The sequence below is a fragment of the Pseudarthrobacter sulfonivorans genome (genome assembly GCF_024391045.1).
Taxonomy (GTDB): domain Bacteria; phylum Actinomycetota; class Actinomycetes; order Actinomycetales; family Micrococcaceae; genus Arthrobacter; species Arthrobacter sulfonivorans_B.
The window spans coordinates 67,367-85,230 of record NZ_JANFCZ010000007.1; the positions used below are offsets into that span (position 1 = coordinate 67,367).

General features: G+C 65.3%; 15 protein-coding genes. 8 read left to right on the top strand and 7 right to left on the bottom strand.

The features are described 5' to 3' along the window. Positions 1-323 precede the first annotated feature (323 nt). From NQJ30_RS06660 to NQJ30_RS06690, 7 genes are all read right to left on the bottom strand, one after another. Positions 324-1,166 carry an SDR family NAD(P)-dependent oxidoreductase gene (locus tag NQJ30_RS06660; protein ID WP_255769055.1) on the bottom strand — a complete coding sequence of 281 codons (843 nt, stop codon included), beginning with the start codon at positions 1,164-1,166 and terminating at the stop codon, positions 324-326. 20 nt (positions 1,167-1,186) lie between these two features. After that, positions 1,187-2,515, bottom strand: a complete 1,329-nt coding sequence (locus NQJ30_RS06665) for an MFS transporter (RefSeq protein WP_255769056.1) — start codon at positions 2,513-2,515, stop codon at positions 1,187-1,189. A gap of 61 nt (positions 2,516-2,576) precedes the next feature. Continuing rightward, on the bottom strand, positions 2,577-4,244 hold the full coding sequence (locus NQJ30_RS06670; RefSeq protein WP_255769058.1) for an FAD-dependent oxidoreductase: 1,668 nt from the start codon (positions 4,242-4,244) through the stop codon (positions 2,577-2,579). Beyond that, positions 4,241-5,323, bottom strand: coding sequence for an alcohol dehydrogenase catalytic domain-containing protein (locus NQJ30_RS06675; RefSeq protein ID WP_255769059.1), 1,083 nt, complete (start codon positions 5,321-5,323; stop codon positions 4,241-4,243). Before NQJ30_RS06675 ends, NQJ30_RS06670 begins: the two co-directional genes overlap by 4 nt. A 13-nt stretch (positions 5,324-5,336) precedes the next feature. Continuing rightward, complete coding sequence (locus tag NQJ30_RS06680) at positions 5,337-5,627, bottom strand: YciI family protein (protein WP_255769060.1); 291 nt, start codon at positions 5,625-5,627, stop codon at positions 5,337-5,339. 170 nt (positions 5,628-5,797) lie between these two features. Further along, positions 5,798-6,691: a LysR family transcriptional regulator gene (locus tag NQJ30_RS06685; RefSeq protein ID WP_255769061.1), complete on the bottom strand. Its 894-nt coding sequence runs from the start codon at positions 6,689-6,691 to the stop codon at positions 5,798-5,800. 120 nt (positions 6,692-6,811) lie between these two features. Then, on the bottom strand, positions 6,812-8,575 hold the full coding sequence (locus tag NQJ30_RS06690; RefSeq protein WP_255769062.1) for an FAD-dependent oxidoreductase: 1,764 nt from the start codon (positions 8,573-8,575) through the stop codon (positions 6,812-6,814). A 266-nt stretch (positions 8,576-8,841) separates the two neighbouring features. Here NQJ30_RS06690 and NQJ30_RS06695 point away from each other — a divergent pair, with 266 nt between their 5' ends. The 8 genes from NQJ30_RS06695 (at position 8,842) to NQJ30_RS06730 (ending at position 17,739) form a co-directional block, all read left to right on the top strand. Beyond that, positions 8,842-9,744: a LysR substrate-binding domain-containing protein gene (locus NQJ30_RS06695; protein WP_255769063.1), complete on the top strand. Its 903-nt coding sequence runs from the start codon at positions 8,842-8,844 to the stop codon at positions 9,742-9,744. Between the two features lie 172 nt (positions 9,745-9,916). Then, complete coding sequence (locus tag NQJ30_RS06700) at positions 9,917-11,332, top strand: MFS transporter (protein WP_255769064.1); 1,416 nt, start codon at positions 9,917-9,919, stop codon at positions 11,330-11,332. Beyond that, positions 11,329-12,237, top strand: coding sequence for a shikimate dehydrogenase (locus NQJ30_RS06705; RefSeq protein ID WP_255769065.1), 909 nt, complete (start codon positions 11,329-11,331; stop codon positions 12,235-12,237). The genes NQJ30_RS06700 and NQJ30_RS06705 overlap by 4 nt, the downstream gene beginning before the upstream one ends. 26 nt (positions 12,238-12,263) lie before the next feature. Continuing rightward, a complete protein-coding gene (locus tag NQJ30_RS06710) occupies positions 12,264-12,977 on the top strand; it encodes an SDR family NAD(P)-dependent oxidoreductase (protein WP_255769066.1) in 714 nt (237 codons plus the stop codon). A 68-nt stretch (positions 12,978-13,045) separates the two neighbouring features. Beyond that, entirely contained in the window at positions 13,046-14,212 is a 1,167-nt protein-coding gene (locus tag NQJ30_RS06715) for a Gfo/Idh/MocA family protein (protein ID WP_255769067.1), read from the top strand. Then, entirely contained in the window at positions 14,209-15,078 is an 870-nt protein-coding gene (locus NQJ30_RS06720; protein WP_255769068.1) for a sugar phosphate isomerase/epimerase family protein, read from the top strand. Before NQJ30_RS06715 ends, NQJ30_RS06720 begins: the two co-directional genes overlap by 4 nt. Continuing rightward, complete coding sequence (locus NQJ30_RS06725) at positions 15,075-15,914, top strand: aldo/keto reductase (RefSeq protein ID WP_255769069.1); 840 nt, start codon at positions 15,075-15,077, stop codon at positions 15,912-15,914. The genes NQJ30_RS06720 and NQJ30_RS06725 overlap by 4 nt, the downstream gene beginning before the upstream one ends. A gap of 13 nt (positions 15,915-15,927) precedes the next feature. Continuing rightward, positions 15,928-17,739: an FAD-dependent oxidoreductase gene (locus NQJ30_RS06730; protein WP_255769070.1), complete on the top strand. Its 1,812-nt coding sequence runs from the start codon at positions 15,928-15,930 to the stop codon at positions 17,737-17,739. The last annotated feature ends 125 nt before the right edge of the window (positions 17,740-17,864 follow it).

Sequence of the window (17,864 nt, forward strand, 5' to 3'; positions counted from 1 at the left end):
CCTAACCCGTGACGAGTGCACTTTAGGGGGCCGCATAGCCTCGCGCCAGGGCGCCGTGGATGGAGGCAGGCACCGCGTCCGCAACGGTGACGGACTGTGTGCAGGGGTCGCACTGGAGGTGGGGCTTGCCTGATCAGGTGTTGCGTCCGAGCAAGTGCAACCGGCGAGGCCAGCCGCAGGAATGGCCATGACCAGCGCAGATTGAAGCAGCTTCACAATTCCCAAATTATATGTTTCCCACGCACCCTACCCGAAGGCACGACGGCGGGGGAGGCCCGCCGTCGTGCTCTTCCTTTGGACAAAGACGGCCTGGGCACTCCGTTTCAGAGTGCCGGGAGGCTGCCGACGCTCCTGCCAACCCTTGAGTAGATTCCGCCGGCCACCATGCCCCCGTCGACCGGAATGTCGATGCCGGTGATGTAGCCGGATTGCGGGCCGAGTAGGAACATGACCAGGTCAGCGACTTCTTCTGGCTCTGCACCGCGGCCGAACGGGGTTGACTGCCGGCATTCCTCGTAGAAGGCCGCCGCCTGTTCCTCCCCGTAGACAGCGTTGGGCTTACGGGTCATATCGGTATCCACAAGGCCAGGACAGACGGCGTTGACCCGGATCCGGCGTGAGGCGAGTTCGATTGACGCAGCCTTTGTGAGTCCACGAAGGGCCCACTTGCTGGCGCTGTATGCGGCGCCGAAGTAGCCCACCAGCCCTGCCGAGGATGAGATGTTCACAATCGAGCCGCCGTCGCTCATGACCGGAGCCAGGGCGCGTATGGCCAGGAAGGACCCGGTGAGGTTGATGCCGATGAGCCGGTCCCATTCTTCCGGCTCAGTCTGGGTAACGGTTTTTCGCAGGGTGATGCCGGCGTTGTTGACCAGCCCGTGGAGCGGGACTTTGCTGGCAGAGATCTCTTCTGTCAGGGCGTCCCACGCCTCTGGCCGGCTGATGTCGGCCGTGTGGGGAACCAGACGCGGGCCGTGGTCGCCGGCGGCGGCTTTGAGCCGCTGCCAGCCTTCATGGCCGTCGGGCAGTACGTCGACAGCGAAGACCGTTCCGCCGCCCTTCAGGATCCGGGTTGTCTCTAGTGCGCCCATTCCGCCGGCCGCCCCCGTGATCACCGCGGCCTTGTCTTTCCAGAATGTGCTTGTGGCGTCAGCATTGAATGTCATGACCTGCGTCCTTGCTGTTCTTATGGAACCGGGTTGCCTAGCTCGCGTAGTGGGGTTTTGGATGTTTCCCTTGCCCACAGCGCGCCCACTAGCGCCAGGATTGAAGAAGCCGCTACGATCCAAGCGGCTGGTGCCCAGTTGGCTTTCTCGGCCCCGACCAGGGCGGTTCCGAGCAGCGGGGTGAAGCCGGCGCAGACGATGCCGATCTGCAGCCCGATGGCCATGCCCGAGTAGCGGACCTTGACGTTGAACAATTCCGAGAACCAAGCAGGGTAGATGGCGTTGGACATCGCATATGTTCCTGCAGTGATCAGGGTGCTCGCCAGGAAGATCATGGGGACGTTACCGGTGGAGATGACGGAGAAGTACACGAAGATCATGGCGCCTGAACCAAGGACGCCCGTAATGAAGACCGGGCGCCTGCCGAACCTGTCCGAAAGGCCGGCCATCAGAGGTTGGGTGGCCACCGCCAGGAGGTTGCCCACAATGCTGACCCACAACATGGTGGACGCTGGCACTCCGACCGAGACGGCGTAGGCCAGGCCGAAGGACTGCATAAAGGTGTTGGTGACGGTTTCGAATGACATGAGGGCGACCTGGAAGAACTGGGCCGGGTGGGTCTTGAACATCCTTGTGAAGGGGAGCTTGACCAGTTCACCGTGCTCCTGTTTTTCCTCGAAGACTTCCGGCTCGTCGAGGGAGCGGCGGACGAGGAACGCGACGATGAGCACCAGGATGGAGAGCCAGAAGGGGATGCGCCAGCCCCAGGCCAGGCGGTCCGCTTCACTCATGGCGGCTACGGGCAGGAACGCCAGGGAGGCCAGGACGATGCCGGCCGAAACGCCGCTCATGGCGAAGCTGGCGAAGAAGCCGCGGCGGCCGACGGGGGATTCTTCCGTGGTCAGGGCGGACGCGCCGGCGGTTTCAGCACCTGCGGAGAGTCCCTGCATGAGGCGGAGGAGAACCAGCAGCCCCGGCGCCCAGTAGCCGGCGGTGTTGAAGTCGGGCAGGACACCGATGAGGAAGGTGGCCGATCCCATCAGCACCAGGGTCATGACCAGGGTGTTCTTCCTGCCGATCTTGTCGCCCAGGTGCCCGAACACCACTGCACCGAATGGACGGGCGACGTAGGCGACACCGAACGTGGCGAATGAGGCCAGCAGGGCAATCGTGGGATCACCGGCGGGAAAGAAGATCTTGGAGAAGACCAGTGACGCGGCGGTGGCATAGATAAAGAAGTCGTAGTACTCGAGGGCGCCGCCCAGGAAGGCGGCAAGGGCCGCCTTTTTGGCGCGTTTGAGCTGGCGTTCGTCCGTGGAGACCACGGTACCGGTGGTTAGGTTGGTCATTCTAGTGTCCTTCTTCGTTGAAAAGACAGGGCTTCGGTGCCCGGAATAGTTAGTTAGTCGCTCAGGCGAAGGACGGTGTGGCCGCCGCCTGCGGTGCCAGGGTTTGTGAGAGGTGCTCGCCCACGGCGAAGGCCCTGGTGATGGCTGAGCCGAGTGTCGCTCCGCCGCCTGGGTAGTTGTTGCGGAAGACACCGGCGGATACATTGCCCGCGGCGTAGAGCCCGGGGATTCGCTGGCGGTGGCGGTCCAGGACCTGGCCGTTGAAGTCCGTATCCAGGCCACCGGAGGTGCCCAGAGTCCCGGCCGAAATCGGCACCGCATAAAACGGGCCGGTGACCAGCGGGGCCAGGCACGGGTTGGGTGCCACACCGGCGTCGCCCAGGAAGCGGTCCTGCGGGGTGGAGCCGCGGTGGAATTCGGTGTCCACGCCGTGTGCCGCGTCCGCGTTGAACCGGGTGACGGTCTGCTCCAGTCCCGCCGGATCGATCCCGATCTTCCCGGCGAGTTCCTCGAGAGTCTCCGCCTGCGTCATCCACTCCGCGGGAGTTCCCGGGGTGGAGCCTGCCACCGGGTACTTCGACATGTAGGTGGAGTCGAAGACGGGCCAGGCGGGATTGTTTTGCTGCCCCAGGGTGTAGGGGTCGATGGAGGCGAACAGCCGGGAGGCGTCGTGGTAATTGAGTGCCTCGTTGACGAAGCGATTTCCGGCCGCGTTCACCGTGATGGATCCGGGCAGGGTCATTTCCACGTTGCCCATCCGACCGGACTGCACGCCGTCGTACTGGTGCGCCGGCGTACTGATGACCGGGACGCCCCAGACCGCGGTCATGTCCGCCACACCGGCGCCTGCTTTCAGGCCCAGTTCCAGGCCGTCGCCCTCGTTGGACGGCGCGCTGATGGGCGTCACGGGGAACGGCAGGAATGCCTTCCTGAGGCGCGGATTCCACTCAAACCCGCCGGAGGCAAGGACGACGGCGGCTGCCGCGATTCGCTTGCTGCCCTGGCCTGCGCCGATGGTCACCTGCCAGCCGTCGGTGGACCCGTCCCCAACGGGGACCAGATCCTGCAGAGGCGCCTCAACGACAATGTGCACGCCACGGTCCAATGCACTGGCGAGCAGCCTGCCCACCAAAGCGCCGCCCATTGTCCGCACACCGGTGGCGGCCCTGCGGGCGAGCAGTGCCGGATCGGCCGCCCGGCCGTTGAGTTCATCGCGTTCGGTCATGGTCAGCAGCGGAAAATACGACGACGGGCGGATCAGTTCCGCCAAGCCGGGATAACCTGCCGGGTCGAAGGCGTCGTTGTCCAAGCCCCTGCCGCCGCTCGCCGCGCCGGCCCACTCCATGTGGTAGTCCGGACGGGCAATGGCTGTCATGGACACCTGGGTGTTGTTGGTCAGGTATTCGACGGCGCGCGGGGCGGTGCTGATGTACCACTCGATTTCCTCGGGCGTCAGTACGTTGCCGGCAGCCGCGGTGAGGTAGGTGACGGCATCTGCGTGGCTGTCTGTGAATCCGGCGCCCCGGGCCAGGTGGTTGTTCGGTGCCCACATCACGCCGCCGCCGGCCGCGGTGGTGCCGCCCAGCTGTGCAGCTTTCTCGAGCACCAGGACGCTGAGTCCGGCGTCGGCGGCGCGGACCGCTGCCACCAGCCCGGAGGCGCCGCTGCCCGCCACCACAACGTCATAGGAGTCGCTCAGCTCATCCATCGGAATGGTCACGGCGTTCATGCCGAAACTTCCTGCCGGGACGATGCGGCCGATCCGGCAGCCTGCGCGGCGGGCATGTCGATGACGATCTTGCCCACTTTCTCGGTGCGGTTCCCCATCAGGGCGTACGCCTGCGGCAGCTCACTGAAATCGAAGCGGTGGGTCATGAGCGCCCGGGCCTGGTCCGGGTGACGGGCTAGCAGCGCCAGGCCGTCAGGAATCAGGTTCAGGCTGTTGCGGCTGCCCATGATGTCGAGTTCCTTGAAGGGTAGGTCTTTCATGGAAATGGTGGCGCTGCGCGGCGAGATGCCTACCTGGACTATGCGGCCGGCGCTGGCCACCAGCCGGACGGCATTTTCAAACGAGGAGGGCACGCCGGTGGCCTCTATGACCAGGATGGGGCCGTTGCCGTCCGTCAAGGCCTCAACCCGGGCGGCCTGCTCGGCGTCGGGGAAGGCGGCCCGGGGATCAACCAGGAGAGTCTCAGCGGCGCCGAAGGCCGTGGCGAGCTCGAGCCGGTCGGCTTCGGTGTCCGCGCAAATCACTGTGACTCCGAGGTCGGTCAGGTACAGGGTGGCAAGCAGCCCGATTGGACCGCTGCCCAGCACTAAAGCGGTTTCGCCGGCGACCGGCCGGCCGCGGTTTACAGCCTGCATGGCGATTGAGGCGGGTTCGCCCATGGCAGCGATTTCCAGGGAAAGTTCCTCGGGCACAAGGCAGAGCTTGTCCACGGGGACGCTGAGCAGTTCCACCATGGCGCCATCGGAGTAGCAGCCGATGCAGCCGATGCTGCGGCAGACGTTGGGCCGGCCCAGCAGGCAGGGCTCGCACTGGCCGCAGTAGATCATGGGGATGATGGCCACCCTGTCGCCGGCGCGAAAGGCACCCCCATCCTCGCCAACGGCCTCCACCACGCCTGAACATTCGTGGCCCTGGATGATCGGCAGCTCGGTGGGGTAGTCGTCTTCGAAGATGTGCAGGTCGGTTCCGCAAAGAGCCACATGGTGCATGCGGACCAGGGCGTGTCCGGGTTCCAGGGACGGTTCGGCCACCTCTTCATAGCTGATGGTTTCTTTGGCGATGGTGCGTGCTGTCAGCATGGCGTCCCGGTCCCTAGTTCTCGTTGGCGCCGAAAAAGATGTTCCACTGCCGGATGCTTCGTTCCTCCACCAGGTTGTTCTGGAAGAACGGGTCCTGGTTCATGAGGGCTTCTACATCGGCTTTGGACTCACCGTTGATGAGCAGCAGGGCACCCGGTGCTTCGTCGGGGCCGAACGGGCCGCTCTTGACCAGCCGGCCGCCGTCGAACTGCGACTGCAGGAACTCGACGTGGCGGGGGCGGTGCTGGTCGCGGGCTGCAGCGGTTCCATCGGTGTATGAATAGGTGACGGCGAACGTAGGCATGGGAATTCCTTTGCATTGACTCTGGAGGTCAGGTGGAGGCCTCACTTTTTATGAGGCCAGTCACACCGTGTTCTTCAATGGTGGGGAGTCCATTGAGACTTGTCCAATACCTGCTGAGTCAATGACAATGTGCTGATTTTACATAATCACGGAGGGCTCCGGGCTCAGCTTTATGCAGGTGTGGGGAGCACTTCCTCGGCCACCTGTAAAGCAAGCGTCAGGGCAGGAGAAGTGAGCGCTGGATTCCAGGCAATGCCGGATTCCAGTTGCGGTGCGTGGCCTGAAAGTGGAATGAACGCTGTTCCGGCCGGCATGATCCAGGCCATGGAGTCAGGCATCAGGCTGACACCCACCCCGCCGGCGACGAGTGAGAGCGCGGTGTAGGGATCCGATACTTCCTGGGCCACGCGCGTGCGGAACCCTGCAACGGTGCAGGCGGAAAAGATGGCCTCCCGCAGCGTGGAACCCTGGGCCTCGCGCATGGTGACGAAGCCGTCCTCTGACAATTCGTTCAGGGCGATGGTCTGCCGGCCAGCGAGCGGGTGATCCACCGGGACGGTGGCTCCGAGCGGTTCCATAGCGATACGCCTGGTGGCCAGAGATGGCGCGTCCACCGGCAGGCCGATGAAGGACAAATCAAGGGAGCCGTTTCGCAGGTGGCCCAGGGCATCCTGGGTCAGGAGTCCGCCATGGAGGGTTAAGTCCAAGCCCGGATATCGGTACCGCAGGGCCCTGGTCAGTGGCGGCAGCGTTTTGTGATTGAGCGCCCCCGAGAACCCGATGGCCAGACGCCCGTAAACCGTTCCGGTTTCAGCGGTGGCGGCCCGGCGGGCGAGGTCCAGTTCCTCGAGAATCTTCCGTGCGTGGGGCAGGAGTGAAAATCCCGCAGTGGTTAGTGCTACAGCTCGTGTGTTGCGTTCAAACAGCTCCGCACCCAAATCCTTTTCCAGCTTCTTGATGGTCTGACTCAAGGGTGACTGTGCCATATGCAGGCGGCCGGCGGCCCGGCCGAAGTGAAGCTCCTCGGCAACTGCCAAGAAGGCCTCGATTTGCCGCAGTTCCATGTGCCTCCTCATCCGCCGGTTAGCGCCGTTGTCCCAAGGCTACTTCGCGCCGAAGCCATCCCTGGCGCCGCAACAACGGCCTTCGTCAACCAGTTTCGCGTTACTCCCGCTCCCCGAGCACTAGATTGCCTTTAATTCCTCCAGGCTAGTGGCTGCCTTGGCAGTGGCGGTCGCGTGGCGGGCCGCCTGCCAGCCGAAGGTCATGCCGGAGCCGACCTGCACGCCTGCGCCGGGGTATTCCGAACCCATGACCGAGGCGGCGTCGTTTCCAGCGGCATAGAGTCCGGGCACCGGGTTGCCCTGGGTATCAAGTGCCTGCCCGTTTCCGTCGGTGAGCACCCCGTAGGCGGTGGCCAGGGGTGTGGGCACCACGGCCATGGCATAAAACGGGGCCTTCAGCAGCGGCCCGATGTTCGGGTTCGGCCCATGGTCGGGGTCCCCGGCCACCTGACCGAAGAGCAGCTCGCCCTTGTGGAAGTCCTCATCCACGCCGGTGGCGGCAAAGCCGTTGTAGCGCTGCACGGTAGACTCCAAGCCCGCGGCGTCCACGCCGATCTGCGCCGCCAATCCGGTGAGGGTCTCTGCCTCGTAGAGATAACCGTCCTTGATGTAGCGCCGCAGTGCCGCACGCGGCAGGTGGGGCATCGTGATCATGCCCAGTCCGTACTTTGCCAAGGTCCGGGAGTCCACGATCAGCCAGGCCGGCACCGCGGCGGCGCCCGGGGAGGCGAACATGGCCCGGACGAAACGGTGGTAGGAACAGGATTCGTCCACGAAGCGCAAGCCGTTCGAGTCCACGGCGATCACGCCGGGACGGGCACGGTCCCAGATGTGCGGGAAGACCATGCGGGAACCGTCCCTTCGGCGTCCGATGGAGCTGGGGAACCACAGTGCGTTTTCCCCGTTATCCCTGCCTAGCGTGGCACCGGCCGCCGCGGCCAATGACAGTGTGTCTCCGGTGGACCCTTCCCCGGCCCGCGAGTAGAGCGGCGTGGGGGAAGGCAGCAGCTTTTCGCGCATTTCAGGGCTTTGGGCGAAGCCGCCGGCGGCGAGCACCACGCCCTGGCGGGAACGGATGCGCAGGCGCGTGCCGTTGTGCAAGACCACGGCACCTATAACGCGGTCCCCTTCCTTGAGCAGTTCTGTGGTTTGCGCACCGAAAAGAAATTCCGCCCCGCGCTTGCGCGATTCGTGGAACATGCGGGCCACCAGTCCGTTGCCCATGACCAAACGCGTGCCGCGTGGACGAGTGAGCCGGTCAAGTGCCCACCGCAGGCCGAGTCGTGCAGCCAGAGCCACGGCCTTGCCACGCTCAGCCAGCGAGCCGTTGTAGAGCTTGAGCAAGGCGGACACGTCCGCGCGGCGCAACATCAGGGTCCCGCCGAGAAGAGCGAACTCGGGTACCGGCGGACGGACACGGCGGAAGTCGGCCTTGTCCAGCAGGCGTCCGTCGAAGGGGTCCGGTTCCAATGCGCGTCCGGTCTTGCCGGTCTCGGGCAGTTCGGAGTGGTAGTCGACCACGGCAGGGGAGCGACGGAAGGTGACGCCGAGGTCGTGCATCGCGTCCAGCATCTTCGGCGCGGCGTCCAGGTAGGCGAGCCAGCCTTCACGCGGGGCCTTGCCGCCCACCACGGCATCCAGATAGCGTGCGGTGCGGTCGTAATCGTCCAGGATTCCGTCTGCACGCTGGAATCGGTTGTTGGGCACCCAGCAAGTCCCGGCCGAGTACGCGGTGGTTCCCCCGAGGAATTCGGTTTTTTCCAAGACCAGGACTTCCGAGCCCTGGGCGGCGGCGGTCAGCGTCGCTGAAAGCCCCGCCGCTCCAGTGCCGAGCACCAAAAGGTCCACTTCCTGATCCCAATTGTCCGCCGGGGGCGTTTTCATGTTTCTCCTTCGCGCACGTCTGTGTGCGTCTTGTGCTGTATGTCCTCCCCATTATGGGCGCCATACAATGTAGCGTCCATGACTAATTAGGTTATTGATTATGTGCGAAAGAAGAATAGTCAGAGTTTGATGCGCTTGCCCGAAATGTTGAACGGCACTAAAAGTGGGATTCGACTGCACTTCCATTCACTGGTCCCTGTGCCTAATCACTGGAAGCTCCAAGCACCGTTCTGTCCGATACTTAGGCAGAGGGTACATTCTGAAGCATGACTGAGATCCGCTGGCTGGAAGCGTTCGTTGCGGTGGCCGAAGAACTGCACTTTGGCCGTGCTGCGCAGCGCCTGCATACTTCGCAGTCGCCGCTGAGCCAGACCATCCGGAAGCTTGAGGCGGACCTGGGGACGCGGCTCTTTGAGCGGAACACCCGAAGCGTGGCCCTCACGCCGGCCGGGTATGCCCTCCTGCCGCGGGCGTACCGTGTGCTTCAGGAGATGCGCCTGGCGCGCGAGGCCGCCCAGGCCGAGATCGAGGGCGTCCGGGGCAGCATCAGAATCGGATTCTCCGGAGCCGTGAACCACCTGACCCTCCCGCCGCTGACCCGTGCAGTGCGCCGGCGTCACCCCGACATCAAGATGGTCCTGACCAGCCGTGTGCGCACGGCGGACGGACTGGCCAGCGTCGCGAACGGCACCCTTGACCTTGCCTTCGTCGGCCTTCCCGAATCCCCGGTCCCCTCGGTTCTGACGCGGCTGGTCGCCAGCGAGGAAATCGGCGCGGTGCTGCCGTTGGACCATCCGCTGGCACAGGAAAAATCCATCCCCCTGCAGGCTCTGGCGGGCGACGACTTCATCTCCCCGCCACTGGACGGCTCGTCCGCCATGACCGAGGTGATGCTCGCATCATGCATGGCCGCCGGCTTCCGCCCGCGCATTGTCCAGGAGCTATCGGACCCCTACATGGTGCTCACCTTCGTGGCTGCCGGCGTGGGAGTCACCCTCATGAGCAGCGGGATCACCGGGATCATCCCCTCCGGCGCAACCTACGTGGCCCTGGATCCCCCTCAGCACTTCATGAACCACGCCATTGCGTGGTCCGCGGAAAATGACTCCGCCGTGCTCGCGGCCGTGCTCGCCGTCGTCGAGGAGATCTTTCCCGAAATCGCCCACTGACCGCTGCCTCATATAGACGAATTGCAGCATAGTGATAGATCATTTTAGTCGTGGACACACTAAGTGATCGCAGCCACACTGGATGGAGAAGCCGCACAGCGCGGCAAACCGTTTCGCGGCCAGCCCGCCCTCCAAGGCCCCCGAGACGGTCCCGTTACCTGAAGGGAACACCATGTCAGTGTCGACATCGGCGCCAGCACGACCCAGGAACAATGCGAAGATCGCAGCTGTTTCGGGGTTCGTCGGCAGCGCACTTGAGTACTACGACTTTTTTATCTTCGGCTCGGCCGCAGCGCTGATCTTCGGCAAGCTGTTCTTCGCCCCCGGTCCTTCGGCCATGCTGCTGTCCTTCGCCACCGTTGGCGTTGCGTATGTCGCCCGTCCGCTGGGAGCCGTGATCTGCGGACACCTCGGTGACAAATTCGGCCGCAAGAAGGTCCTGCTGCTCACCCTGCTGCTGATGGGCTCCTCGACGTTCCTCATCGGCTGCCTGCCCACCTACAACGACATTGGAATGGCAGCGCCGATCCTCATCGTGGCTCTCCGGCTGCTGCAGGGACTTTCCGCCGGCGGCGAATCGCCGGGCTCCAGCTCCCTCACCCTCGAGCACGCACCTGACAGGAAGCGCGCCTTCTACACCAGCTGGACGATGAGCGGCATCATGTTCGGCATTGTGCTCTCCACCCTCGTGTTCATTCCCGTGGCGTCCATGCCCGAGGACCAGCTGCTTGCCTGGGGCTGGCGCATCCCGTTCCTCGCCAGCGCACTGGTAACCGTCATCGCCTTCATCCTCCGGCGCCTCCTGGAAGAGCCGCCCGTGTTCGAGGAGGTAAAAGCCCAGGACGAAGTGGTCAAGGTTCCTCTCGTCACCCTGTTCCGGCACCACTGGGTCACTGTCATCCGCGTCACCGCCATGTCGCTGTTTACCATCATCAACACCATCATCAACGTCTTCGCGCTGTCCTACGCCACGTCCGTCGTTGGCCTTGAAAGAGGGCTGATGCTGACAGTGATCGCCGTGGCCAACCTCGCCGCCGTAGCCATGGGCCCGCTGGCCGGCATCCTTTCGGACCGGATCGGCCGCAAACCCGTCTTCGTCACCGGTCTGGTGCTGCAGATAGCAATGATCTTCGTATTCTTCTCGGCACTGACGGCGGCGAATGTTCCGCTGATCTTCGTGACCGGCATCCTTCTGATCGGCGTTGCGTACACCGGGTCCAATTCCATCTACCCCGCTTACTTCCCGGAGCAGTTCCCGGTGAAGGTCCGTTACTCCGGCATGGCAATCAGCCTCATGTTCGGCCTGCTCCTGGCAGGATTCGCACCGGTCATTTCCGAGCTGCTGATCGGTGGCGACAAAGCCAACTGGGTTCCTGTGGCAACGTTCGCCGGCGTCGCCTGCGCCATCTCCGCAGTCGCGGCGCTGCTGGCACCCGAGACGTTCAAGACTCCGACGGCCCTGCTGGGCCTGAAGAAATCCGACCCGCGGCGCCACGCGGCGTCGTCCGCCACCCAAGAACCCGCACCGCGCCAATCCGGCACGGCCGGCGAGGCTTCCCGCGCAGTTGCCGATAAGGCACGGGCATGAGCCAGCAGACCCTGCCGGGCACCTGGGCGTTCCGGCCGAGGGAAGCCGATATCAGCCACCGGTTCGTGGTGGGCTTGCTCGGTTCCGGCATCGGCGGGTCCCTCACCCCGGGCCTGCATGAAGCGGAAGCAGACAGGCTGGGCCTTTCCTACACGTACCGCGTCATTGACCTGGACGCCATCGGACAACCCGCGGAAAGCTCCGCGGCGCTGGTCCGGCATGCAGCCGATCTCGGGTTCGACGGCCTGAACGTCACGCACCCGAGCAAGCAGCTGGTGCAGGACGGCCTGGACGAGCTTTCCCGCGAAGCCCGGATCCTCGGTGCCGTCAACACCATCACCTTTCACGACGGCAGGGCCGTGGGCCACAACACGGACCACACCGGCTTTATCGGCGGCCTCCGGGCCGGCCTCCCGTCGGCCGCAACCGACTCGGTGGTGCAGATCGGGGCCGGGGGAGCCGGCGCGGCGGTGGCCTTCGGGCTGCTCAGTACCGGAACCCGGCACCTGGTCATCGCCGACATCGAGCCGGCCCGGGCCGAGGCCCTCGCCGCCCGGCTGGCGCCGCATTTTCCGGACAGCCGGCTGTCGGTGACCAGGACCGATGCCGTCGCCGGAAGCCTTGGCGAGGCCGACGGGTTGGTGAACTCCACGCCCATCGGCATGACAGGCCACCCCGGTATGCCCGTGGATCCCAGCCTGCTCCATTCCGGGCTGTGGGTGGCGGACGTGATCTACCGGCCGCTCGAAACCGAACTGATCAAGGCAGCCCGCGGCAAGGGCTGCGCCGTCCTCGACGGCGGACGCATGGTGGTGGGGCAGGCAGCGGCCGCCTTCGAGCTCTTCACCGGCATCCCCGCCGATGCCGAGCGCATGCTGGCCGCGTTTCGACGGGCGGTCAGCTAGATATGGATTCCCAGGCGCCGAGCACCATGGCCGAGTCCCGCTGCCTGGTGATCGGGGCAGCCAGCGGCATCGGGCGTGCGACGGCGACGCGCCTGAGGGCGTCCGGCGCCGCGGTGACGGGTGCGGACTTGCCCTCGGCCACCTGGCCGGGCGGACCAGGCACCTCACTCGCCATGGACGTCACCGACCCGGCGTCGGTTGCGGCGGCCGTCGCCGCGGCGGATCAGGAGATGGGCGGGCTCGACGCGGTGGTGAACTGCGCGGGCATCCTGGGCCCCGTGGCCCCGGCAGCCGCCACCTCGGTCCAAGACTTCGAACGCATCATGCAGATCAACCTGACAGGGGCGTTCATTGTCTCCCAGGCCGTCCTGCCGGGGATGGCCGCGGCAGGGTACGGGCGGCTGCTCCATATCTCCTCGACGGCGGGCAAGGAAGGCGTGGTCAATATGCCCGCCTACTCGGCCAGCAAGGCCGGGATTCTGGGCCTGGTGAAGTCACTCGCCAAGGAGTTCGCCTTGTCCGGCGTCACCGTCAATGCCCTCGCCCCGGGCAATGTGGTGACCCCGCTTTTCGCTGAAGTGCCGAAAGAACAGCAGGCGGCCCAGGCCGCCAAGATCCCGATGGGCAGGTTCGGGACGCCCGCTGAGGCGGCCGCCCTCATCGAATTCATCGTTTCACCGGCGGCCTCCTACACCACCGGCTCCGTCTTCGATCTGTCCGGCGGCCGGGCCACCTACTAGCCCCTGCACCAGCCCCTGCCGGACCGCACCACAATTTCCTACCAGCACCAGAAAGATGGCACCTGTTGATGATCACCCCATCACCTGTCACCGCCCGCCCCCTTCGCATCGGAATCGCAGGGTGCGGGGCGATCTCCCGCAACCACCTGGAGGCGTTCCGCGCCCTTGACGACGCCGTCATTGTGGGCGTCTGCGACATCGACCTCCAGCGGGCCCAGGACACCGCGGAAGCATGGGAAATCCCTGCAGCCGTCAATACCGTTCAGGAGCTCCTGGGCCTCGACCTGGACATCGTCTCGGTCTGCACCCCGCACCCCACCCATGAGGATGTGGTGCTGCAGGCCGCCGCCGCAGGGGTCCACGTGCTCTGCGAAAAGCCCATCGCCACTGACTTGGCGTCCGCAGAGCGCATGGTGAATGCCTGCGATGACGCCGGCGTGAAACTGGGTGTCCTCTTCCAGCGGCGGTTCTGGCCGGCCGCCCAGCGCATCCGCGCAGCGATCGACGACGGCACCCTGGGCCGGCCCATCATGGGCCAGTGCTCGGTGATGCTGCACCGCGAACCCGAGTACTACTCCCGCGACGCCTGGCGCGGGACCTGGGCCAGCGACGGCGGCGGGGTGCTGATGACCCAGGCCATCCACTACATCGACCTGCTGCAGTGGTTCATGGGAGACGTGGCCGAGGTTTACGGGAAAATCAACACCTTCAAGCACGGCGAGCACATCGAAGTGGAAGACTCCGCGACCGCCGTCATCACGTTCACCTCCGGCGCCCTGGCCACCCTGGAAGCATCGACGGCGGTGTCCCCCAGCCTGGGCGTGCAGATCCGGATCACAGGGGAGACCGGGGCCTCCGCTTCCCTGACTGAATTCCCGGAAGGCAGCGACGGGCGAGTGGACCTGTGGGCCGTGGCCGGTTCGATCAGCACCGAGCCTGTTTACCCCGCGGGAGTTGACCCGAACGTCAGCCTCACGACAATAAACGGCCAGCTCATCCCGCACCACACCGCCCAGGTCCGCGACTTTGTCCACTCCCTCAGGAACAGCGGGGAACCGGCCATCACCGGCCAGGACGCGACGAAGGCCCTGCGGATACTGCTGGCGGTCTACGAATCATCCCGTACAGGTCTCCCGGTCCCTTTCGCCCCGGTGCCTGAAAGCACACGGCCCCTCGCACAGGTTGCCAGCACCGCCGCACACAACGAACTGAGCCTGAACGGAGCACAGTCATGACCGGAAACGCGCAGAGGTTAGTCGGCCTGGCCCAGCTGTCCTTGTTGAACACCGCCCCGCCTGAACTGGTGGGCATTGCTGCCCAGGCGGGCTTTGATTTCATCGGTGTCCGGGTGCGCCCGGTGACGCCAGGGGAACGGCCCTACAACCTCCAGCCAGGGTCTCCAATGCTCCGCGAAACCCTGTCCCGGATGCGGGACACCGGCGTCACGGTGCGGGACATCGAGTTCCTGCTGCTGGACGGCAGCGACCAGCGCGACGCATGGCTGCGCATGATGGAAGCCGGCCATGCACTCGGTGCAAGCACCCTCACCGTGGCCGGTGCCGATCCGGACTCTGCGCGGCTGGTTAACACGTTGGCCCGGATGACCGAGGACGGCCGCGGTTTCGGGATTACCCCCACCCTCGAAGCCATTTCGTACCAGCCCGTCGCCTCGATCGCCCAGGCTGCGGAGATTGCCGGCCGGGCCGGCTGCCGGATCGTGGTGGATACACTGCATTTCAACCGATACCACGGTCCGGGTGCCGCCCGCCAGTGGGCAGAACTGCATGCTAACGCGGACCTGGTGCCGCTTCTGCAGCTGTGCGACGGGCCCGAAGCACGGCCCGGCAGCCGCGAGGAACTGGTCACCGAATCCCGCTCTGAGCGGGATGTTCCGGGCGAGGGAGAGTTCGGCCTCGCGGCAGCGGTTGCTGCGCTTCCGGTCAGCCTTCCGGTCAGTGCGGAGGCGCCCTCGGACCGGCGTGTGGCGGAACTGGGCGAGCTCGGCTGGGCGCGCCTGCTTAAATCAGGGGTGGACGCCGTGCTGGCCCGGGCAGACAGCTTGCAGCTGACCGGCACTCTTGACGCGGCGGCCGCAAAATGAGCGGCACCACTGCAGAGATCACGACGGCGGAACTTACGCCGGGTGTGCACATCCCGCTAATCGGCTTGGGAACCTGGCCGCTGACGGGTGAGGCTGCTTCTGCCGCAGTGGCCCAGGCCATCGGCAACGGCTACCGGCACATCGACACCGCCGAGAACTACGTCAACGAGGCCGCCGTGGGGGAGGGCATCCGCCGCAGCGGTATCGACCGCGGGGACCTGTTCCTCACCACCAAGTTCAACACCCGGTGGCACAGCCGGAGCGGCGTTCGCGATGCCTTCGGCCAGGCGGTGCAGCGGCTAGGCACCGACTATCTGGACCTGTTCCTGGTTCACTGGCCCAACCCAGCCCAGGGGAGATTCGTTGAAGCCTGTGAAGGGCTGCAGGACCTGGTTGATAACGGCTCCATCAGGGCCTGGGGTGTCTCGAACTTCAAACCTGCCCACCTGCGGCTCGTCAAGGACGCCGGCCTGGCCGTCCCGCTGAACCAGGTCCAGGTTGATCCCGAGCATGGCCAACCGACCCAACTGGCGTACCACCGCGAGCACGGGATAGTCACTGCCGCCTACAGCCCGCTGGGTCGTAATGGGAGTTTCCTCAGCCACCCCGCCGTCACCGGACCAGCCGAAGACTTCGACAAGACCCCCGCCCAGATCGTCCTGCGCTGGCACGTCCAGCACGGCCGCGTGGCGGTGCCGAAGTCCGCGGACAACCAACGCCAGCGGGAAAACCTGGACCTCTTCGGTTTCGCCCTGACCCAGCAGCAAATGGCTGCGATTGATGCACTCGAAACCGGTGCACCGCCGCGCCTCGACTCCGACACCTACTTCCACTGAGAAAGCACTGAACATGTCTGCACCTCTGAAATCCTCTGTTGTACGGCCGAGCCTGGACTGCGATGTTCTGGTAGTCGGCTCCGGCGCGGGCGGCCTGTCTGCCGCCGTGACCGCCGCTTACCACGGACTGAAGGTAGTGGTTGTTGAAAAGGCCGAAGTCTGCGGCGGTGCGACGTCCTGGTCCGGCGGGTGGGCCTGGACCCCCGGCAACCCGCTGGCCAAAGCTGATGGCGTCAACGAGGACCGCGAACTGTTCCGCGCTTACCTTCGCCACCGGCTCGGCAGGAACTACCAGGAAGACAGGGTGGAGGCATTCCTGGAGGCGGTCCCTCATATGGTGGGCTTCTTCCAGGACAAGACCAGCCTCCAGTTTGTCCCGGGAACCAAGATCAAAGACATCTACGGCAGCACTCCCGGGGCGGGTACCGGGCACCGCTCCGTGGGGCCGAAACCGATGAACGCACGTAAAATCAAGCCCGAACTCCGCGCCAAGATGCGCCACCAGCTCTACGAGACCTCGTTCCTGGGCATGGGCATCATGGCAGGCCCGGACCTGACCAAATTCCTTTCCGCCTCCCAAGGCAACATCAAGGGCATCTTCCACGCAGGCTGGCGGGTCGCATTCCATGCCCTGGACCTCGTCACCCACCGGCGGAACATGCAGCTGGTCAACGGGACCGCCCTGACCGGCCGGCTCCTGAAGTCCGCCGATGACCTCGGGGTGGAGATCCGCGTCTCCACGCCAGCCAGGCACCTGCTGACCGATGCGGCCGGGAAGGTGACGGGCGCCGTCGTGAGTTCCCCGGAAGGCGAGCTGCAGATCAACGCCTCCCGCGGCGTCGTCCTGGCCGCCGGCGGGTTCCCCAACGACATCACCCGCCGCAAGGAGCTGTTCCCCAAGACGCCCACCGGCCGGGAGCACTGGACGCTGGCGCCGAAGGAAACCACCGGTGACGGCATCACCATGGCCCAGGCCGTGGGCGCACGCTTCGAGACCGATGTGGAGTCCCCGGCCGCCTGGTGCCCGGTCTCGCTGGTCCCATACCGCAACGGACGCACCGGAACGTTCCCGCACATCATGGACCGGGCCAAGCCGGGCAGCATCGGCGTCCGCCGGGACGGCAAGCGCTTCGTCAACGAGGCCAACGGCTACTACGACTACGTCGAAGGCCTGCTCAACGCCACCCCTGAGGGTGAACCGGTGGAGGCCTGGCAGATCGCTGATGCGGCGTTCGTGCGCAAGTTCCCCCTAGGCATGGCCAAGCCGCTTCCGGTGCCGCTGTTTCCCTACCTGCGGTCCGGGTACCTCAAGAAGGGCAACACGCTCGAGGAACTGGCCGCAGCCTGCGGCATCGATCCGCAAGGGCTTGCCGCGACCGTCGCAGAATTCAATGACAACGCCCGCAAAGGCGTTGACCCCGACTTCGACCGCGGGGCCAGCGAATTCAACCGCTACGGCGGGGACCCCACGAATACCCCGAACCCCTCGCTGCGGCCGCTGGAAAAGGGGCCGTTCTACGCCGTCAGGATTGTCCCGGGATCCTTCGGTACCTTCGCCGGGCTCGCTGCCGATTCCCGGGCCCGGGTTCTGGATAACCTCGGCCGGCCCATCAGCGGCCTGTACGTCGCGGGCAATGACCAGGCTTCTGTCATGGGCGGGCATTACCCCGCCGGGGGAATCAATCTGGGGCCGGCGCTGACCTTCGGGTACATTGCCGGCCGTGACCTCGCCGGCGCCACACAGTACGAGGACGATGGAGCTGCAGCACCCGAAACAATGACAGGGCAAGGGGGAGCAGCGGATATCCAGCACGCCTCCGCGTAGATGAAGCGCTCGGCGTCCTCGCGCGTGGCAAAGATCCCCATCGAACCGCCGGCCGGATCCGGTGTTTGGAACATACCCAGGATCCTACGCCCGGGTCGGGAGGGGATACTGGGTCAAGCACATCG

Coding starts and splice junctions, on each gene's coding strand:
- NQJ30_RS06660 (WP_255769055.1), bottom strand. CDS start 1,166: ATGACATTCAATGCTGACGCCACAAGCACATTCTGGAAAGACAAGGCC.
- NQJ30_RS06665 (WP_255769056.1), bottom strand. CDS start 2,515: ATGACCAACCTAACCACCGGTACCGTGGTCTCCACGGACGAACGCCAG.
- NQJ30_RS06670 (WP_255769058.1), bottom strand. CDS start 4,244: ATGAACGCCGTGACCATTCCGATGGATGAGCTGAGCGACTCCTATGAC.
- NQJ30_RS06675 (WP_255769059.1), bottom strand. CDS start 5,323: ATGCTGACAGCACGCACCATCGCCAAAGAAACCATCAGCTATGAAGAG.
- NQJ30_RS06680 (WP_255769060.1), bottom strand. CDS start 5,627: ATGCCTACGTTCGCCGTCACCTATTCATACACCGATGGAACCGCTGCA.
- NQJ30_RS06685 (WP_255769061.1), bottom strand. CDS start 6,691: ATGGAACTGCGGCAAATCGAGGCCTTCTTGGCAGTTGCCGAGGAGCTT.
- NQJ30_RS06690 (WP_255769062.1), bottom strand. CDS start 8,575: ATGAAAACGCCCCCGGCGGACAATTGGGATCAGGAAGTGGACCTTTTG.
- NQJ30_RS06695 (WP_255769063.1), top strand. CDS start 8,842: ATGACTGAGATCCGCTGGCTGGAAGCGTTCGTTGCGGTGGCCGAAGAA.
- NQJ30_RS06700 (WP_255769064.1), top strand. CDS start 9,917: ATGTCAGTGTCGACATCGGCGCCAGCACGACCCAGGAACAATGCGAAG.
- NQJ30_RS06705 (WP_255769065.1), top strand. CDS start 11,329: ATGAGCCAGCAGACCCTGCCGGGCACCTGGGCGTTCCGGCCGAGGGAA.
- NQJ30_RS06710 (WP_255769066.1), top strand. CDS start 12,264: ATGGCCGAGTCCCGCTGCCTGGTGATCGGGGCAGCCAGCGGCATCGGG.
- NQJ30_RS06715 (WP_255769067.1), top strand. CDS start 13,046: ATGATCACCCCATCACCTGTCACCGCCCGCCCCCTTCGCATCGGAATC.
- NQJ30_RS06720 (WP_255769068.1), top strand. CDS start 14,209: ATGACCGGAAACGCGCAGAGGTTAGTCGGCCTGGCCCAGCTGTCCTTG.
- NQJ30_RS06725 (WP_255769069.1), top strand. CDS start 15,075: ATGAGCGGCACCACTGCAGAGATCACGACGGCGGAACTTACGCCGGGT.
- NQJ30_RS06730 (WP_255769070.1), top strand. CDS start 15,928: ATGTCTGCACCTCTGAAATCCTCTGTTGTACGGCCGAGCCTGGACTGC.